Below are 17599 nucleotides of genomic sequence, written 5' to 3'. Positions count from 1 at the left end.
TGCCTGTATTAATACTGTCGAGCGATCACATACTGCGCCAGTCCGGCCAGTGCTGTGGTGTCATAAGGCAAGGAGTGTAACTCAGCCTGAGCTTGTTCGACCAGCTGAATTGCCTTTTGTTTTGCCTGTGGCAGACCCAGTAAAGCGGGGTAGGTGGCTTTGTTGGCTTTCTGATCGGAGCCTGCGGTTTTGCCAAGCACGGCGGTGTCGCCTTCAATATCCAGAATGTCATCCTGCACCTGAAACGCCAGACCAATAGCGCGGCTGTAGCGGACCAGTGCAGCCAGATGCTGCTCGTTGTCGACCGGGCTTGCCAGATAGGCAAAGCGAATGGCGCACTCAATTAAGGCGCCGGTTTTTAACTGGTGCATCTGCTCCAGCGCGTCCAGCGTCATCTTTTTATCTGTGTGCGCCAAATCGATGGCCTGACCACCGCACATGCCGTTGTAGCCGGATTGCAACGCCAGTTGTTGCACCATAGCGACAATGCGGTTGGGCGCAACATTCTGGTACGGGTGCAGGCTGAGCCATTCAAAGGCCAGCGCCTGCAGCGCGTCACCGGCCAGAATGGCGTTGGCTTCATCAAAGGCTTTATGACAGGTCGGTTTACCGCGGCGCAAGTCATCGTTGTCCATGGCAGGCAGGTCGTCATGGATCAGCGAGTAGGTATGCAGCGCTTCAATAGCACAAGCAGGACCGTCCAGATCGGTCAGGCTGGCACCGAGCATCTGACCGCAACTGTAGACTAAATAAGGGCGCAGGCGTTTACCGCCAAGCAACAGGCTGTAACGCATGGCTTGCAATAGCACCGGGTCCGTCAGGGGGCGGGCGTCCAGTTGCTGAGTCAGTTGCTGTTCCAGTCGTTGTTGATAATGAGATAAGGCAACCAGCATGTGTTAATCCTCTGCACCGCTGAATGGTTGCAGCGATTCTTCACCTTGCTGTTCCAGCAAAATCTGCACTTTCTGTTGAGCGGCTTGCAGCTGCTGCTGGCTCTGGCGGACTAGCGTAATACCACGTTCAAATTGTGCCAGCGCCTGGTCAAGCTGCAGATCGCCTTGTTCCAGTTGCTGTACTATCTGCTCCAGTTCGGACAAGCCTTGTTCGAATTGGCTGAAATCTGTTTTTTTCTTTGTCATTGTTTTTGCCCGAAAGTCGGTGTGCAACCCAAGCTGAGCGCGTTATTATGAGCAATCTGCTGCAGCTTGGGAAAGGATAAATCAGTTGAGCACTGAAATTCTTGTTCAACTATCCCATAGTTTTGCCGATAACTCATTATAAGCTAAGATAAAACCGAAAATTTGCCGGTCGTTTTTGGGGGATAAACCGTGGATTTAGCAACCGTCATAGGTTTGATTGCGACTATGGGCATGATGGTCTGGGCTATGTGGCTCAGCTCCAGTGGCAGCATAGGCATGTTCTACGACTTCGTGTCTATCGTTATTGTATTTGGCGGCAGTTTTACTGCGGTGATCATGAAGTTCACCTTTTCGCAACTGGCTGACGCGATGAAGGCCATTGGCAAAGCCTTTATGTTTAAGATTGAGTCGCCGGAAGAGCTGATAGAAAAAGCAGTTCAGCTGGCTGACTCTGCCCGTAAAGGCGGATTCCTTGCATTGGAAGAGGCTGAAATCCCAAACCCTTTTATGCAAAAAGGCATCAATATGCTGGTGGATGGTCATGATGCGGATGTGGTACGTGGCACGCTGGAAAAAGATATTGAACTGACCTATAGCCGGCATGAAGCAGCCATAGGTGTTTTTAAGCAACTGGGTGACCTGGGTCCGGCAATGGGCATGATCGGCACCCTGATTGGTCTGGTGGCGATGTTGTCGAATATGTCGGATCCGAAAGCCATAGGCCCGGCTATGGCGGTTGCTTTGTTAACAACTTTGTACGGCGCCATTCAGGCCAACTGTATTTTCCTGCCTTTGTCTGAAAAAATGGCAGTTCGCAACGAAGAAGAGAAAACCAACAGTGAATTGATCCTGGACGCCATTATGGGCATTCAGGATGGGCAGAACCCTAAAGTGATCGAGAGTCTGTTGCGTAATTATCTGGCGTCGAAAAAACGTGAAGTGGCACCGGCCGAGTAGGAGCTGATCTGATGGCAAAATGTAAAAAATGCCCGCCTCCCGGCTTGCCAGCTTACATGGGGACCTTTGCCGATTTAATGTCATTGCTGATGTGTTTTTTCGTGTTGCTACTGTCGTTTTCTGAGATGGACGTACTCAAGTTCAAACAAATTGCCGGTTCCATGCAATATGCCTTTGGTGTGCAAAACAAAATTGAAGTAAAAGATATTCCCAAAGGCACCAGTGTGATTGCAATGGAGTTTCGCCCTGGCCGCCCTGATCCAACGCCTATTGATTCGATTCAGCAACAAACGGTGGAAATGACCCAGCAAATGCTGAACTTCCAGGCGGGCAAAGAAGATTCGGCCGGTGGCCGGCAGGAACAACGCGAAGATAAAACCGGAGGTCAGTCGACCAGCACCGCCGAAGAGCCATTGGACAACCCAGAGTCTATGGCTGGTGAAATGCAGGAGCAAACCAACGAGCTGCTGAAAAAAATTGCTGAACAACTGGAAAAGCAAATTATGGACGGTGCTATTGAGCTGGAATCGCTGGGCCAGCAGATCATTATCCGTATCCGTGAAAACGGCTCTTTCCCGTCCGGTTCGTCCTTTTTACAGCCTCGCTTTAAACCGATCATCCAGGAAATTGGCGCGCTGATTAAAGATGTGCCGGGTGAAATTACTGTGTCCGGTCATACCGACGACGACCAGGTTGCAGACGAGCTGCACAGCAATAACTGGGATTTATCCGCTGCCCGGGCCGTGTCGGTGGCGTCAGAAATGATCAAGGCACCAGGTTTTGATAAAAACCGGCTGGTGGTGGTGGGGCATGCCGATACCAGGCCACTGGTGCCCAATGACAGTCCAGACAACCGCAAACGTAATCGTCGGGTTGAAATTTCCATTATGCAAGGCAAGGCCAAAGAGTCTGAACCTATAAGTCTGGAGCCCAAACCTCAAAGCAACTGACAGTCGGGGCAGGGCGCGGTATAATCCGCGCCTTTCTTTTTCAGGCCCTTTTGTGCAGGCCCCTTTTGAGTACAGAGTCAGCTGATGGAATTTTTAATTAAACTGCATCCGGAAATTTCGATTAAATCGCAGTCGGTGCGTAAGCGTCAAACGAAGTTACTGGAACAAAACTTAAAAACCATTTTGTTGCGCCTGCACCCGGAAGTGAAGGTTCAAAATAATTACGACCATCTGGTGGTGCGCTGTCCGTCGGATGACGCCAGGTTGCAGCAACGTATGGTGGAACACCTGCAATGCATTCCCGGCATTTTGCAATTTATGGCCATGCAATCGAGCGGCTTCAGTTCATTGCACGACATTTTTGAAAAAGTACTGCCGGTGTATCGCGAGCGGCTGGAAGGCAAAAGCTTTTGTGTGCGGGTGCGTCGTCAGGGCAATCATGAGTTCAGCTCGTTGGACGCCGAGCGCTACATTGGCGGTGGCTTGAACCAGCATATTGAATCGGCGCGGGTTCAGCTGAAAAAGCCGGATGTTACTGTGCTGCTGGAAATCCGCAAAGATAAGCTGCTGCTGGTCAGCGAAGTCTATGATGGTATGGGTGGTTTTCCAATTCCAAGCCAGACCGATGTGCTGTCATTAATCTCCGGTGGTTTTGACTCGGCCGTGGCCAGTTACCTGATGATCCGTAAAGGCTTACGCACCCATTACCTGTTTTTTAATCTGGGTGGTCCGGCGCATGAAACCGGTGTGCGGCAAATGGCGTTCTACCTGTGGCAGAAGTTTTCGTTGTCCCATAAGGTGAAATTTGTCAGCGTTGATTTTGCCCCTGTGGTGAATGAAATCCTCGAGAAAATCGACAATGGCCTGATGGGCGTGGTACTGAAGCGTCAGATGATGCGCGCCGCTGCTGTGGTGGCCGAGCGTTTGGGGATCCAGGCGGTTGTGACAGGCGAAAGTATTGGTCAGGTGGCCAGCCAGACCATCACCAACCTGAACGTGATTGACCGTGCCACTGAAACCCTGGTGCTGCGGCCGTTACTGGCGCAGGACAAACAGGAAATTGTTGATTTATGCCGCAAAATTGGCGCTGAAGATATGGCGAAAACCATGCCAGAGTACTGTGGTGTGATTTCGAAGAACCCGACGGTCAGTGCCAAATTGTCCGACGTGGAGCGTGCCGAACAAGCGCTGGATTTGGCCATGCTGGAGCAACTGGCCATCGACGCCAAAGTGATGGATATCCGCACCGTCGAATACCAGGCCGATCAGCAGGTGCAAACGGTGCTGGATGAACAGCAGATGGCGGCAGATGCGGTGATCCTGGATATCCGGGCGCCGGAAGAAGCCGATGATCAACCACTGCAGGCCAGTCATCAGGTGCAGGAGCTGCCGTTTTTCCGTCTGGCTTCACAATTTTCAGCTTTGGATCAGAACAAGCAGTACTTCCTGTACTGCAAGCGTGGCGTAATGAGCCGCTTACAGGCGTTGTTACTGGCCGAACAAGGTTACAAGAACGTCGGTGTGTACCGCGGTGACGACAGCATCTAACGCGTCTTTTTCTTCGCTGGGTCTTTGCTAAAGGCTCTGCTGGTGCAGGGCCTGATACAAGGCCTGATGTGTCGGCAGGGTCAGACCTGCCGCTTTCGCCCGCTTTAACAGGTAGCCAGTAATGGCGTCCAGTTCCAGCGGCCTGCCATGGGCTTTGTCCTGCTGCATTGATGAGTAATTGGCCGCGGTGTTATGGATCACCGATTGGACCTGTGTGCTGATTTCGTCGAACTCAAACTTCTGACCGCATGCTGTTGCAACCTCAATAAACTCTTGAAGCAACGCGCTGATCTGCGGCTGAAATTCTGGTTTGGCCAATTCACCATTTGGCACCTGATGCAAAGCAGTCAGCGGGTTAATCACGCTGTTAACGGCCAATTTCCGCCACAACAAAGGTTGAATATCGTCAACTGGTGTTAAAGGTTCAAAAGCCACCGCCATTGCTGAGCGCACAAGGTCCGCATAATGCGGCGCTGTTGCTTTGATACAGGCAAGGTAAGACGGGCCCTGGCCACTGTGCCTGATCTGCTGCGCAGTGGGTTTAAAGGTGGCCTGACTGGTGCTGACAAACCACAAGCCTTGTTGCGGTTGTAACAAGGGCAACACCTGTTCAATGCTGCCCATGCCATTGTGGCAAAGCGCAATTTGTGCGTCAGGGCTGAGTAAGGGCAGTAACTGCTGCAGGGCGCTCAGCACGGCATAGGCTTTCACCGGGACTAACAGCAGCGAAATTGGCGCTTGGGCGGCGTTGAGTTGGATAGAATGCAGGGCGTCCGCCTGCTCAAACTGATAACGAAAGGGCCCTGCAGTGCGGCGAAACAGTTGCACCTGGTAACCAGCCAGATGCAAACGACTGGCGGCCAGCAAGCCGATAGCTCCCTGGCCCACCACAGTCCATGCCTGGGTCACAGCCGGTGACCGTGGCGGCGAATACGCCAGACTCGCCAGATGTAAAACAGCAGGTAGAAAGTGGCAACCCCGGCCAGATCGGCGACCCAATCCCACAGGTCAGCTTTACGGCCGCGGGTAAAGGTTTGTTGTAGCCACTCAATGGCGACACCATAACTGGCCAGTAACAACACGGCCTGCCACAACCTGGGTTTATAGCTCCATTGCAGCAATGCCGAGAGACCAAAGAAAATGACAAAGTGCAGATGCTTGTCGTACTGGTTCAGGTTCAGACCACTGTTTTTGATTTCTGTCAGAAAGCCATAGGTAACGGCAGCAAACCCCAGCAGACAGATCACATGATAAAGATGACGTTTCACACAGAGCTCGTTGTAAAAAGACCTGCTCGGATTGTATCAGTTTTAACGTTATAATCACCAGCCAAAACAAGGAGAAGCCCTATGCCGTCTTTTGACATCGTATCCAAAGTGGAACAACAGGAAATTTTAAATGCGGTGGAAAACTCCAACCGTGAATTAGCCACCCGTTTCGACTTCCGAGGCGTTCAGGCCAGCTTTGAGCTGAAAGACAAACAAGTCAGCATGACGGCGGAATCGGAATACCAGTTGCAACAAATGTTTGAAATGTTTCTGGCCAAAGCAGTGAAACGTAACCTGGACGTGCGTTCGTTTACCGAAGAGAAAGTGGTGCATTCCGGCAAGACCTACAGCCAGCTGGTCAGTGTCAAACAAGGCATTGAGACTGAGATGGCGAAGAAAATCGTCAAAATGCTGAAAGACAGCAAAATAAAGGTACAAGCGGCCATTCAGGGCGATGAAGTGCGGGTCAGCGGCAAAAAACGTGATGATTTACAGGAAGCTATTGCCCATATCCGCGCCAGCGATTTAGGCCAGCCATTCCAGTATCAGAACTTCCGCGACTAATTCATTCTGACCAGTCGCTATTATTTTTAGACGTCTGGATTTCTAATTGACTTTTTAATTGCGGCCGCTACACTGTGGCCGCGTTTTTTTCAGGTGCGCTGCCACAACACAGTGGTGGTGTGAAACGGGAATCTGGTGTAAATCCAGAGCTGCCCCCGCAACGGTACACCCCAGAGCCGGTTCTTGCCGGTTGATTGCAGTGTCCACTGTTGGCATCCAGCCAATGGGAAGGACCTGTGATTGCAGATTGCCTGAGGTCAGCCCGGAGACCGGCCTGAAAGACCTATCAACCTAAATCAGGCGCGGTGGGCGTCCTGCAGGAGTCTTTTCATGGTGCGTTATTCCGCGTTGGCCACAGCTGTGGCTATGTCTTCGTTTACTGTTCTGGCCGATTCAGGTCAGGATCCATTTGAACATCTGACGGTGTATGCCAATCGTCAGTCCGCCCCTGTCGCCCAGCAACTTTCCTCTGTGGTAGTGCTGGACCGTCAGGCCATTGAGCAGGCGCAAGTGGTCGATTTGCCGGCCTTACTGGCACAAGTCGCTGGAGTGCAAATTAGCCGTAACGGCAGCAAAGGCCATGCCAGCTCCGTCTATATTCGGGGGGGCGCTTCGGGTCATACCCTGGTGCTGATTGATGGTGTCCGTATTGGCGCAGCGACCTTAGGGTATGCCTCGTTGGCTGAGCTGCCTTTGCAGCAAATTGAGCAGGTAGAAGTGATTAAGGGGCCAAAGGCCGCCTTGTATGGGTCTGATGCCGTCTCAGGGGTGATTGCCATCACAACCCGCAAGGCTGAACAGACCCAGCTGACCGTCAAAGCTGGCCGCTATGGCAACAGAGAGGCTGATATTGCCACGTCAGTGCGCAGTGGCGATTTGAGCCTCAGTGCGAACCTGGGCGTTGCCCGGGCCGATGGTTTTGATATTCGCCCCGGAACGCAGCCGGATGAAGACGGTTATGTTCAGCGTTTTGGCAAAGTGGCTGCGGCTTATCAAAGCAGTGTTGGCGACTGGAGTCTGGACCATCAGCGTTTGCAGCAAGACCTGCAGTACGATGCCGACCCGACCTGGGGCGGCACTGATCAGGCCGATATCCAGACCGACCTGACCAGCTTGGGCTGGAACTACAGCACTGGCCAGAGCCAGCAACAGCTGAAATTGTCCCGTCAGAAAAATGCCGATTTGAATTTTGGCAACGACAGCCCGGACAGCCTGTTTCAGACCCGTCGTGATGAACTGGATTATCAGTACAGTCAGAGTCTGACCAACGAGCTCAAAGCACTTGCCGGTGTGAACTGGTATCAGGAAGACGTGTATGGCACCAGCTACGAGGTGGACTCACGCATCAATAAAGCGCTGTTTGCCGGTTTAAGTTATCAGCACGTCGGCTGGTTGCTGGACGGGACGGTTCGCCATGATAAACAGAGCCAGTATGGGCATCAGAATACCTATCAACTGGCCGCGGGTTATCAGCTAACCGCCGACTGGCAACTGCGCCTGAGTCGTGCCACGGCATTTAAAGCGCCGTCTTTTAATGACCTGTATTACCCGTACAGCGGCAATCCATTGCTGCAACCAGAGCATGCCTTGTCTCATGAGTTAGGTCTGCGCTACAGCGGTAAAAGCTGGCAGCTCGACAGCAGCCTGTACCAGCAGGATGTTGATAACCTGGTGCAATGGGCGCCGGACGAGTCGGGCAACTGGTTACCAGCTAACGTAGGTAAAGCCAAAATTCAGGGTGCCGAATTAAGCCTGGCCCAGCAATGGCAGGCATTCAGCCAGCAACTGAACTACAGCTACACAGATGCCAAAGATGACATTACCGACGAGCGGTTGATTAAACGTTCGCGCCACACCTTGTTCTGGCAAGGGGCTTACCAGTGGCAACAATGGCGTGCTTTTGTGAATAGCCGCTACCAAAGTGATTTTGCCACAGGCGACTACAGCACACCGGTACAGGGTGGTTTTACCTTGTGGGATGCGGGCCTGAGCTGGACAGCCAGTCAGAAGTGGGAAATGGCGCTGAAGCTGGAAAACCTGACCAACAAAGATTACCAGTATGTACCAGGTTATGCAGCGCCGGGTTCCGAATGGTCATTGCAGGTGATTAGCCGCTTCTAAGCAGTGGGGTCGGCAGTGGGGTCAGGTCTTGTATTTTGCGTTTCAATGCAAAATACAAGACCTGACCCCACTGCTATTTATTTCAATAATGCCGCAAAATGCTGGCGGAATTTCGCCAGTTTTGGGGCGATCAAAAAGCTGCAATAGGGCTGGTGCGGATTTTGCCCGTAGTAGCCCTGGTGGTAATCTTCAGCCGGGTGGAACACTGCCGCCGGGCTAAATTCAGTGACAATGGGCTGCGGCAATCTCTGCTGTTCTGCGTCTTTTGACTGTAGAGCCAACTGGCGCTGCGCATCGGTATGGTAAAACACCACAGAGCGGTACTGAGTGCCCTCATCATTACCCTGACGGTTGAGCGTGGTTGGATCATGTAAAAACCAAAAAATCTGCAGTAAGTCGTCATAGCGAATAATGGCCGGATCAAATTGAACCTGAACGACTTCAGCATGGCCTGTAGTGCCACTGCAAACAGAGCGGTAATCCGGTGTTGCAGTATGGCCGCCCATATAACCACTGAGTGCCGATACGCCCTTGAGCTGATTAAAGGCCGATTCGATGCACCAAAAACAGCCGGCACCAAAGGTTGCAATTTCCATTGTGATCCCCAATTCAAACTGGACATAGTTCTTAGTGTACCGGAATTCAATCAACAGCATGAAGCCTGTCTTGCCAGCCATGGCCTTGCTGCTTTAGGCTTGGGTTTTCAATGGAGGTGAGTATGAGCTTGTTAGGCGCTTTATTGGGCAATGCCGGGGCTGCTGATTTGGCAGAAGTGGAGCAGGATTTACAACAAATTCTGTTGGCGGATGAAAAAGTGCGGCAGGCGTATAAAGTGGTTCGCGACCTGATCGTGTTTACTGACCGACGGTTGATCCTGGTCGACAAGCAGGGACTGACAGGTTCCAAACGTGAGTTTATGTCGGTGCCTTACCGCGCTGTAGTGCGGTTTGCCGCTGAAACCAAAGGCCACTTTGATTTGGAATCGGATTTAAAGATCTGGCTGAGCAGTTCGGATGCCCCCATTGTCAAAACCTTCAGCAAAGACAGTTCCATTCTCGATGTGCAAAAGGCGCTGGTGCAGTATTGTTGCGCTTAACGTCCGCCATTGCCGGCTACAGCCTGATGGCGCTGATGTCGGGCTGCGTACCCACACCAGCGGCTGAATCGTCTTTAAATGTTCAGCCTTTGCCAGTGGCTCTTGGGGAGAGTTCAGCTCTTAGTTGTGAGCACGGCAGCTTGTGGAGTCTGAATGACTCCGGCAATAAAGCCGAAGTATTTCAGCTCAGTTTCTCCGCTCAGTTGCAGCGCCAGCAAGCGCTGAAACTGACGAACAGAGACTGGGAGGCGTTGGCTTGGGCAGGGGATGTCTTGTGGCTGGCGGATGTTGGCAACAACGATGGCAGCCGCTCTGAGCTGCAGCTGTACGGCCTGAACCGGCAGTTAAAACCGGAACAACGCATCCGGATCCGGATGCCTGAGAGCAGCAGTCTGCCGTACCAGCATGATGTAGATTTTGAAAGCCTGGTGTACTGGCAGCAACAACTCTGGCTGGTGAGCAAAAGTTGGAAGAGTCTGACCGCGCGTTTTTACCCAATCAACAGCTCGGCACCAGAGCAATCCTTGCCGCAACCGCGTTATGAAGTGACGCTACCGTTTTTGGTGACGGATGCCAGTGCTGTACCTGGAACGGATCAGCTAGTGCTGGTTGGTTATGCGCCACCCCAGCAGCGGTTCTGGCAAATGATCCAAGGGAAATTTGAAGTCTGGATGGCGTTACTGGATGGCGAAGGCAAGCTGATTAAACAGCAACAGCTGCCAGTGGACACACAAGTGGAGGGAGCCTGTGTGGACCCAGCAGGGCAGCTGTGGCTGAGCAGTGAAGTGGGGTATAAGCCGGCCAGTCTGTACCGGCTCCTTCACTGGTAGTACTTAACTTTTAGTCAGTTCGTCTTTGGTGTTCGCGGCAACTTCAGTTGCCAGTTCGTCGTCCTTGTTGGGATTCAGAATAGATTCGCGGAAGCGGGCAAAACCGTCCTGGATCAGGCTGTAGGTTTTATCGATATCATCGGCCACTTTACCGCTTAATACGCCAAGGCCATCCAGAATGTCGCGGGCATCTTTAAAGCCTGTGTCGACGCCGCCACCGACGATGGATAAAAATTTATCCAGCCGCTCTTCTTCTGTCATGTCCGGAGTTTGTTCTTTGTATTTCTGATAAAACGCCGTTGCAAAGCTGACGATGCGGTCTGCGGTGGCTTCTGGTGAGGTGTCGACCTCACTTTGTTTAATCTTTTGCGCCGCATTGGGGCCAAATTCTTCTTCCAGCTCTTTGTTAATGCCTTCTAAAGCGGTTTTGTACAGCAGCTTTAAGGAGTTGCTCTCGTCGCCCGTGGTCAGATTGAGCTGGCTTTCCATAATGGAGGCGTTGAGCTGTTGTTTGTTGAGCCGGGACTGCTCGAAGCCAGTGAGCTTTTTGTCTTTGCTTTCTTCAGTGGCATTGCTGCTGTTAGCGGACTGAGCGTTGCTGTTGCTCAGGCTATTGATGGACGACATAAAGCTCTCCTGTGCTGTGACTGTGGTCAGTATAGCCAGACCACGCCTGGGTTGTATCCTTGTTTCGGCCATCACCGGCAAAACTTTAACCCGGGGTGGCAAAAAATTGCCGGGAGCAATTTTTGACGTTGCGAAGCAACGGCCCGCAGGGGGAAGACCAAGGACGGATCTTCACAAAAAATTGCCGGGAGCAATTTTTCATTGCGCGAAGCGCAACCCCAAGGGGCGCCGCCAGGGAAGGTGGCGCTAAAAAAGCCGGGAGCTTTGGTTGACCGCAAGGCCAACCTTAAAGGACGTGGCCTAATGGGTCTGGTAAAACTTGCGGGCTTTATCAATATCCTGACAAAGCTGCTCTGTGCCACTGAGCATACGGGTGGTGGTGCGGTGCAGTAGGTCCGAATTGGGTGTGCTGAACTGCTGGTATTTCACAGCGGGCAGCTCTTTCCAGCGTGACCAGTCAAATAACGAGCGCTTCTCCTCAGCGGAATTGGGCTGAATAATCAATTGCGGCTGGCTGACCAGTACCTGCTCCAGCCCCACTGTGGGGTAGTCACCTGTGGCGTTAGCAAAGGGGTTTTCGGCGCCACAAAGTGCCAGTTGCTGTTGCGGCCAGGCCTGGTTGGCCACAGTCGACAGCGGGTCGGCCCATAACTCATAGAAGACCCGGACTTTGCTTTGCTGCTGATAGCGGGCTCTGAGTGTGGCCAGTTGCTGTTCAAAGGCATCGGCTTGTTGCCCGGCCTGCTCTGTGTGGCCGGTGAGTTGACCCAACAGGCGCAGCTCTTTGGCGATATCGTCAAGCTGGCGCGGGTTAGATTCCACCAAATTCAGCCCGAGTGCCCGCAAACGGCTGATATCGGCGGCAGGATTACCATCCGTCCAGGCCAACACCAGATCTGGTTTGAGCAGCAGAATTTGCTCAACATTGAGCTGCATATAGTTGCCAACCCGTGGCAACTGTTTCGCCGCAGCCGGGTAATCAGCATGTTCAGTGGCGGCGACCAGACTGTCGCCAGCACCAATGCTATACAGCTGCTCGACCAAATGCGGTGACAGCGCCACAATGCGCTGCGCTTGTGCCTGCACCTGAAAGGCCAGCAAGGCGGCCAGGCAAATGAAGGTTCTCACCAGTCCACTCCTTTTTGCACCTGAATGCCGGCATCAAAGGCGTGTTTGATATTCTGAATTTCACTGACGGTATCGGCCATCTCAATTAAACGCCGGTGGCAGTTGCGACCGGTGATCACCAGATGCTGAGTGGCTGGGCGTTGTTCTATCGCCTGGATCACCCGGTCGAGATCCAGATAGTGGTAACTCAGCATGTACGTCAGCTCGTCCAGCAGCACCAGTTGCAGTTGGTCGTTTTTTAAGAAGGCTTCCGCTTGGGCCCAAACCTGCTCGGCGGCAGCAATGTCAGCGTCGCGGTTTTGCGTTTCCCAGGTAAAGCCGGTGGCCATCACGGCAAACTCCACGCCATGCTGCTGCAGCAGGTTGCGTTCACCGCAGTCCCAGCTGCCTTTGATAAATTGCACCACGGCGGCGTTCAGGCCGTGGCCTACAGCCCGGGCGACAGTGCCGAATCCTGCGGTGGATTTGCCTTTGCCATCGCCGGTTAATACCAGCATCAGCGCTTTGTCTTGGGTGGCGGCGCTGATTTTTTTATCCACCTCAGCTTTAAGTTGTTGCTGACGCTCTTTGTGGCGTTGTTGTTTGTAGTTCTGATCCATAAGGCTCTGTCTCTTAATCGGATGGGGGAAGCGGTGCAGCCATACACAGCAGCTGCCAGGGCGAATCTGGGGTCAGGCGGCGAATACGGCTGACACTGCCATAGCCGACCGACAATTGTTGCCACCAGGGCAGGTGCTGTTGAGGTATGGCTAAGATGGCGGCCAGGATCACCCGGATCACGCCGGCGTGCACCAGCCACAGCTGGCGACCTTGCTGCCACTGGCTTTGCAGCTCAAAACCTTGTTGCACCCGCTGAATAAACTCTTGCAGTGTCTCGCCATCCGGCGGGTTGTGCTGCAATGGGTTTTGCCAGAACTGACAGAGTGCTGGCCAGTCCGGGTGCTGTTCAGAGTACTGCATGCCGTCCCAGCGGCCAAAGTGCATTTCTTTGAGCAGCGGTTCAGTTGTCTCAGCCAGCTGCAATCGGTTGGCCTGTTGCCGGGCTGTTGTGTGACAGCGCTGTAATGGCGAACTGACCACACGGTGGTAGTGTTGCTCTGCCAGCCAGTGCAGGCAGACCGGGTTTGTTTCGGCTAACGCAATATCGGTGTGACCGAACAAGCCTGCCGGGCTGTCGACCGGACCATGCCGGACTAAATCAATTTGCTGCATCAGGCTGACCTTTGAGGTAAAGCGGTAAACCGGCACAGACCAGCACCACCTGATCACAACAGGCGGCCAGTTGTTGGTTAAGCCAACCCTGTTCATCAACAAAGCGGCGGTTGATTGGCCCCAGCGGGATCACACCGGCACCGACTTCATTGCTAACCAGCACCAGCCGGCCGTCAAAGCTGGTCACTGCGTCGGCCAGTCGTTGGCGTAATTGACGAAAGTCTTGCTCCGGAGACCGATACAGCTGGTTATTCAGCCAGAGTGTCAGGCAATCAACCAGCACAGTGGCATGCTGACCCGATAAGGATTGCAGGGTTTCGGTCAGCAATAACGGCACCTCCAGTACAGTCCAGTGGCCGGGTCTTTGCTGCTGGTGCTGCAAAATCCGCTGGGTCATTTCATCGTCCACGGCGGTGGCTGTGGCGAGATAAAATACATCCTCAGCCGAGGCAAGCAACTGTTCAGCAAACGCAGATTTTCCGCTACGGGAACCGCCGAGGATCAGAGTAGATGTGGCCATGCCGAACTCCTTGTGGAAACCAGTAACCAGACCAGATACAAGGCGACCTCCGTCACTTGCTGCGACGCACCCAATAAATCACCGGTGTAGCCGCCGAGTTGTGACTGGAAGTAGCGCCGGCACAATAAAAACCCAAGCAGCAGCACTGCCACTAAGCTAAGGCTGAGCGACCAGGGTAGCCACAGCATCGGCAGCAAGACCACCAGCAGGTTCAGCGCAAGGTTCCGACTGCTGGTTTTGGTCACCAGCGGTTTGGTTTTACTGACCGCATCAGCTTGCTGATAGTTTAGGCTACTCATCAGCAGCACCGGCATCAGGCGGGATAACGTCGCCACCACCAGCACAGCCCGGACCGCCTCGCCCGCCAGCTCCTGTAAACTTTGCCACTTGAGCAGCATTACCAACACAAAAGCTGCGGTGCCGTAACTGCCAATGCGGCTGTCTTTTAAAATGCTGAGCTTCTGCTCCAGTGTCTGGCCACCTCCCAGCGCATCGGCGGTATCCGCCAGGCCGTCCTCATGAAATACGCCGGTGAGGATGAGGCCTGCCAGCAGCATCAGCAACACGGCAATAGCCGGGCTAAAAAGCTGCAGCAACGCGAGCAGCAGAAGCGCTTGCAGCGCACCCAGCAACCAACCGACCAGACAAATATAACGACTGGACTGATTTAGCCGTTCGGCGCTGTAGGGCAGGCTGGCAGGCACCGGCAAGCGGCTGAAAAACGCCAGCGCTAGCAAAAACAGCTGCCATTGCCGAAGCAGAACACTCATGGCTGACTGACCACGTCGGTTACGGCTGCGCTTTCGAAGCTGGCCATCTCATTAAAAAAACTCTGCGCAGCCTGAATTAACGGCCAGGCCAACACGGCACCAGTGCCTTCGCCTAGCCGTAATGACAAGTCCAGCAGCGGAGAGGCTTCTAGTTGGGTCAGGGCTGCTCTGTGGCCGGTTTCTGCGCCCTGGTGAGCGAAAATCAGGTAATCGCGGCAGGCCGGGTCAAGCTGGCAGGCCAGAATGGCAGCGACTGTGACAATAAAACCGTCGATCACTACAGGGCAACCCCGGCTGGCACCGCCAAGGATGGCACCAGTCAGCTGAGCAATTTCAAAGCCGCCAAATTCAGCCAACAAGCTGACGGGGTCTTTGGCGTAAGGGCGCGACAGCGCCAGCTCAATCAGGCTGACTTTGCGTTGGTATTGCTCCGGGCTGATGCCGGTACCAAAACCCACGCAGCTGTACAGTGGAATATCCGTTGCTGCACAAAGCAACGCGGCGGCACTGCTGGTATTGGCGATGCCCATTTCACCCAGCAGCAACAGATCATAGCCTGAATTCAATTGCGAGCGGGCCAGCTCGTAACCCAGCTGGACTCCGCTGTTGGCTTGCTCAAGGCTCATGGCTGGCTGCAGGCTGAAATCCTGCGTGCTCTCGCCAAGACGCTGTTTAATGAATCCGGGCTGTGCTGGCAAATCGGTCAGAATGCCGCAGTCGACGACCATTAAATCCACCGCAAAACTGCGGCAAAAACAATTGGCTGCGGCGCCGCCACTGAGAAAATTATGCACCATTTGGGTGGTGACTATGCTTGGCGCAATACTGAGCTGGTGCCGGTTGATGCCATGGTCGCCGGCGAAAATCAACAAAAGCGGCGCCTGACGTTGTAAATGTTGCTGTTGCTGCATCAGCGCCAGTTGCAACGCCAGCGTTTCCAGTTGGCCCAAGGCGCCCAGCGGTTTGGTTTTCTGATCGATCCGCTGTTGGATAGCGGGGGCTTTACTGTGGTCCAGCACCTGGATATCAAAGGTCATCGGGCTCTCCTCAGAGCTTTTGCCTGAGCACTAAACTGAAAAAAAACACACTGCCTATCGCGGATGTCAGTACGCCAACCGGCAGTTCCTGGCTGGGAAAAGCAGAGCGGGACAAAGTGTCGACTGCTAATAAAAATACCGCACCCAGGCCTGTAGCACCCAGAACCAGGGCAATGCTCGACAGACCAAACAGCCGGCGCACCAGGTGGGGCACCATCAGACCAATAAAGGCGATGCCGCCACAACAGGCGACAATGACGGCCGTCAGGGCTGCGCAGCCAAGCAACAGCATCAGCCGCAGCGCAGTCACAGGTACGCCCAGGCTGCGGGCGCTTTCGTCAGTCAGCAGCAAAGCGTCAAGCTGGCGGCGAAACAGCAGGCTGACAGCCAGCAGCACTAACAGCAATGGCACACTGAGTTGTAAATCGGCATAACTGGCCTGGGCCAGGCTGCCGAGCAACCAAAACATCACCCGATTGGCGGCAAAGGGCTCTGAGATATACAGCAGAGCGCTGGACAAGGCACTGAATAAAAAACTGATGGCCACACCACAAAGCAGCAGCGTTTCCAGCCGTTGGCCAGAGCCCAGTCGGCTGATCACTAGCACCAGCAAAATGGCCAGGCTTGAACCGGCAAAAGCAGAAAATGCCAAAGCCCCTGGCCAGTGCGGCAGCACCAGCTGGTGCAGTGTGGCGCCTAAGGCAGCGCCTGAAACCACACCAAACAGATAAGGATCGGCCAGCGAGTTCCGACAGCAGTTCTGCAGCAAAGCGCCGCAAAGCGCCAGGCCGGCACCTGCCACCATCGCCAATAAAATACGCGGCAGCCGGATTTGCCACAGCACAGTGGCGGTCATTGGGTCAGGGGCCTGCCAGAGCGCAGACCAGCTGAGCGCCAAAGGCCCGGTCAGCAATGAACATACAGGCACAGCCAACAGTGCCAGCAGTAGCAGTCCCCAACGGAGTTTCTGTGTCATAACCACTCCGGATGGCCAAAGTTGACGCGGGGTTTGGCTAAAAATGGGTTCTGATCAACGAGGCAATAGCTGCGAAACACCGGCTGCAGCACCTCGGTGGTCAGCACCTGCTCCACCGGGCCATCGGCCACTAACTGGCCCTGATGCAACAATAACAGCCGGTCACAGTAACAGGACGCAAGGTTTAAATCGTGAATACTGGCTATAACCGCAATGCCCAGCGCTTTGCACAACTGCATCATCTGGTGCTGGTAATAAGGGTCGAGGTGATTGGTTGGTTCATCCAGCAACAGCAACCTCGGTTGTTGCAGCAGGGCTCTGGCAAGCAGGGCCCGTTGTTGTTCGCCACCAGACAAACGGGCAAACGGCTGCTGCTGTTTGTGCAGCAGGCCCACTCGGTCTAACTGCTGTTGCAGCAGCTGGTAGTCCGCTGCGCTGGTGCTTTGCCACAGCTTTTTGTGAGGGATCAGCCCCATCAGGACCACATCCTGCACTGTTAAATCGAATAAATGCCCAGGCAACTGGCTGACCACTGCAACCTGCCTGGCCAGCTCTGGCCGGCTGTACTGTTGAAGAGGTTGCTGGTCCAGCTCAATCTGGCCGCTGGTTGGCTGGTATTCGGCCTGCAACAGCCGAAGCAACGAGGTTTTGCCTGCACCATTGGGGCCGATCAGGCCGACAAACTGTCGCTCCTGCAGCTCAAAACTAACGGAATGCAGTACCGCTTGTTGCTGTAGTTCAAGCCGGACTTGTTTAAATCGTACCAGAGCCAACTGTTGTCCTTGATTGATACACCCAAGTGACGTGGGTGTGAACACCAGCCGCAGGCAGAGCTATTCTGCAAAATGACGGCACA

At 53.9% G+C, this 17599-nt stretch carries 21 protein-coding genes and 1 riboswitch; of the genes, 7 read left to right on the top strand and 14 right to left on the bottom strand.

Annotation, left to right across the window (positions count from 1 at the left end):
* Positions 1-8 precede the first annotated feature (8 nt).
* Positions 9-893: a (2E,6E)-farnesyl diphosphate synthase gene (ispA, locus tag ACFO3I_RS06315; RefSeq protein WP_377332654.1), complete on the bottom strand. Its 885-nt coding sequence runs from the start codon at positions 891-893 to the stop codon at positions 9-11.
* Between the two features lie 3 nt (positions 894-896).
* Positions 897-1139, bottom strand: a complete 243-nt coding sequence (gene xseB / locus ACFO3I_RS06310) for an exodeoxyribonuclease VII small subunit (protein ID WP_377332652.1) — start codon at positions 1137-1139, stop codon at positions 897-899.
* Between the two features lie 189 nt (positions 1140-1328).
* Between xseB and pomA the strand changes: the two genes are divergently transcribed.
* From pomA to thiI, 3 genes are all read left to right on the top strand, one after another.
* Entirely contained in the window at positions 1329-2096 is a 768-nt protein-coding gene (gene pomA, locus ACFO3I_RS06305; protein WP_377332650.1) for a flagellar motor protein PomA, read from the top strand.
* 11 nt (positions 2097-2107) lie between these two features.
* Positions 2108-3046: a flagellar motor protein MotB gene (locus ACFO3I_RS06300; RefSeq protein WP_377332648.1), complete on the top strand. Its 939-nt coding sequence runs from the start codon at positions 2108-2110 to the stop codon at positions 3044-3046.
* Between the two features lie 84 nt (positions 3047-3130).
* Positions 3131-4594 carry a tRNA uracil 4-sulfurtransferase ThiI gene (thiI, locus tag ACFO3I_RS06295; RefSeq protein ID WP_377332646.1) on the top strand — a complete coding sequence of 488 codons (1464 nt, stop codon included), beginning with the start codon at positions 3131-3133 and terminating at the stop codon, positions 4592-4594.
* 27 nt (positions 4595-4621) lie between these two features.
* Here thiI and ACFO3I_RS06290 read toward each other — a convergent pair whose 3' ends face one another.
* Positions 4622-5503 carry a ketopantoate reductase family protein gene (locus tag ACFO3I_RS06290; protein ID WP_377332644.1) on the bottom strand — a complete coding sequence of 294 codons (882 nt, stop codon included), beginning with the start codon at positions 5501-5503 and terminating at the stop codon, positions 4622-4624.
* Positions 5500-5862, bottom strand: a complete 363-nt coding sequence (locus ACFO3I_RS06285; RefSeq protein WP_377332642.1) for a VanZ family protein — start codon at positions 5860-5862, stop codon at positions 5500-5502. The genes ACFO3I_RS06290 and ACFO3I_RS06285 overlap by 4 nt, the downstream gene beginning before the upstream one ends.
* 81 nt (positions 5863-5943) lie before the next feature.
* Here ACFO3I_RS06285 and ACFO3I_RS06280 point away from each other — a divergent pair, with 81 nt between their 5' ends.
* On the top strand, positions 5944-6426 hold the full coding sequence (locus ACFO3I_RS06280; protein ID WP_377332640.1) for a YajQ family cyclic di-GMP-binding protein: 483 nt from the start codon (positions 5944-5946) through the stop codon (positions 6424-6426).
* Between the two features lie 74 nt (positions 6427-6500).
* Positions 6501-6718, top strand: a riboswitch (cobalamin riboswitch).
* 38 nt (positions 6719-6756) lie between these two features.
* Positions 6757-8547 (top strand): TonB-dependent receptor domain-containing protein, encoded by a 1791-nt coding sequence (locus tag ACFO3I_RS06275; RefSeq protein WP_377332638.1) that lies wholly within the window; start codon positions 6757-6759, stop codon positions 8545-8547.
* 77 nt (positions 8548-8624) lie between these two features.
* On the opposite strand, the gene msrA is transcribed toward ACFO3I_RS06275, so the two are convergent.
* Positions 8625-9143 carry a peptide-methionine (S)-S-oxide reductase MsrA gene (msrA, locus tag ACFO3I_RS06270; RefSeq protein WP_377332637.1) on the bottom strand — a complete coding sequence of 173 codons (519 nt, stop codon included), beginning with the start codon at positions 9141-9143 and terminating at the stop codon, positions 8625-8627.
* Between the two features lie 122 nt (positions 9144-9265).
* Between msrA and ACFO3I_RS06265 the strand changes: the two genes are divergently transcribed.
* Together ACFO3I_RS06265 and ACFO3I_RS06260 are read left to right on the top strand one after the other, a co-directional pair.
* Positions 9266-9643, top strand: coding sequence for a PH domain-containing protein (locus ACFO3I_RS06265; RefSeq protein WP_377332636.1), 378 nt, complete (start codon positions 9266-9268; stop codon positions 9641-9643).
* A complete protein-coding gene (locus tag ACFO3I_RS06260; RefSeq protein WP_377332635.1) occupies positions 9634-10473 on the top strand; it encodes a hypothetical protein in 840 nt (279 codons plus the stop codon). Before ACFO3I_RS06265 ends, ACFO3I_RS06260 begins: the two co-directional genes overlap by 10 nt.
* 3 nt (positions 10474-10476) lie before the next feature.
* On the opposite strand, the gene ACFO3I_RS06255 is transcribed toward ACFO3I_RS06260, so the two are convergent.
* From ACFO3I_RS06255 to ACFO3I_RS06215, 9 genes are all read right to left on the bottom strand, one after another.
* The gene (locus tag ACFO3I_RS06255; RefSeq protein WP_377332633.1) at positions 10477-11100 is read right to left on the bottom strand and encodes a DUF5610 domain-containing protein; all 624 of its coding nucleotides are present in this window, start codon (positions 11098-11100) and stop codon (positions 10477-10479) included.
* A gap of 300 nt (positions 11101-11400) precedes the next feature.
* The gene (locus ACFO3I_RS06250; protein ID WP_377332631.1) at positions 11401-12228 is read right to left on the bottom strand and encodes a cobalamin-binding protein; all 828 of its coding nucleotides are present in this window, start codon (positions 12226-12228) and stop codon (positions 11401-11403) included.
* Positions 12225-12827 (bottom strand): cob(I)yrinic acid a,c-diamide adenosyltransferase, encoded by a 603-nt coding sequence (gene cobO, locus ACFO3I_RS06245; protein ID WP_377332629.1) that lies wholly within the window; start codon positions 12825-12827, stop codon positions 12225-12227. The genes ACFO3I_RS06250 and cobO overlap by 4 nt, the downstream gene beginning before the upstream one ends.
* A gap of 13 nt (positions 12828-12840) precedes the next feature.
* Entirely contained in the window at positions 12841-13440 is a 600-nt protein-coding gene (locus ACFO3I_RS06240) for a histidine phosphatase family protein (protein ID WP_377332627.1), read from the bottom strand.
* Positions 13427-13960 carry a bifunctional adenosylcobinamide kinase/adenosylcobinamide-phosphate guanylyltransferase gene (gene cobU, locus ACFO3I_RS06235; protein ID WP_377332626.1) on the bottom strand — a complete coding sequence of 178 codons (534 nt, stop codon included), beginning with the start codon at positions 13958-13960 and terminating at the stop codon, positions 13427-13429. Before cobU ends, ACFO3I_RS06240 begins: the two co-directional genes overlap by 14 nt.
* The gene (locus tag ACFO3I_RS06230; protein WP_377332625.1) at positions 13942-14730 is read right to left on the bottom strand and encodes an adenosylcobinamide-GDP ribazoletransferase; all 789 of its coding nucleotides are present in this window, start codon (positions 14728-14730) and stop codon (positions 13942-13944) included. Before ACFO3I_RS06230 ends, cobU begins: the two co-directional genes overlap by 19 nt.
* On the bottom strand, positions 14727-15767 hold the full coding sequence (cobT, locus tag ACFO3I_RS06225; protein ID WP_377332623.1) for a nicotinate-nucleotide--dimethylbenzimidazole phosphoribosyltransferase: 1041 nt from the start codon (positions 15765-15767) through the stop codon (positions 14727-14729). Before cobT ends, ACFO3I_RS06230 begins: the two co-directional genes overlap by 4 nt.
* A gap of 10 nt (positions 15768-15777) precedes the next feature.
* Positions 15778-16743 (bottom strand): FecCD family ABC transporter permease, encoded by a 966-nt coding sequence (locus ACFO3I_RS06220; protein ID WP_377332621.1) that lies wholly within the window; start codon positions 16741-16743, stop codon positions 15778-15780.
* Positions 16740-17516 carry an ABC transporter ATP-binding protein gene (locus ACFO3I_RS06215; protein ID WP_377332620.1) on the bottom strand — a complete coding sequence of 259 codons (777 nt, stop codon included), beginning with the start codon at positions 17514-17516 and terminating at the stop codon, positions 16740-16742. The genes ACFO3I_RS06220 and ACFO3I_RS06215 overlap by 4 nt, the downstream gene beginning before the upstream one ends.
* Positions 17517-17599 lie beyond the last annotated feature (83 nt).

The sequence above is a fragment of the Rheinheimera marina genome, assembly GCF_042654345.1.
Lineage (GTDB): Bacteria > Pseudomonadota > Gammaproteobacteria > Enterobacterales > Alteromonadaceae > Pararheinheimera > Pararheinheimera marina.
Note: the sequence above shows the minus strand (reverse complement) of the source record. Positions and strands in the feature narration are given on the sequence as shown.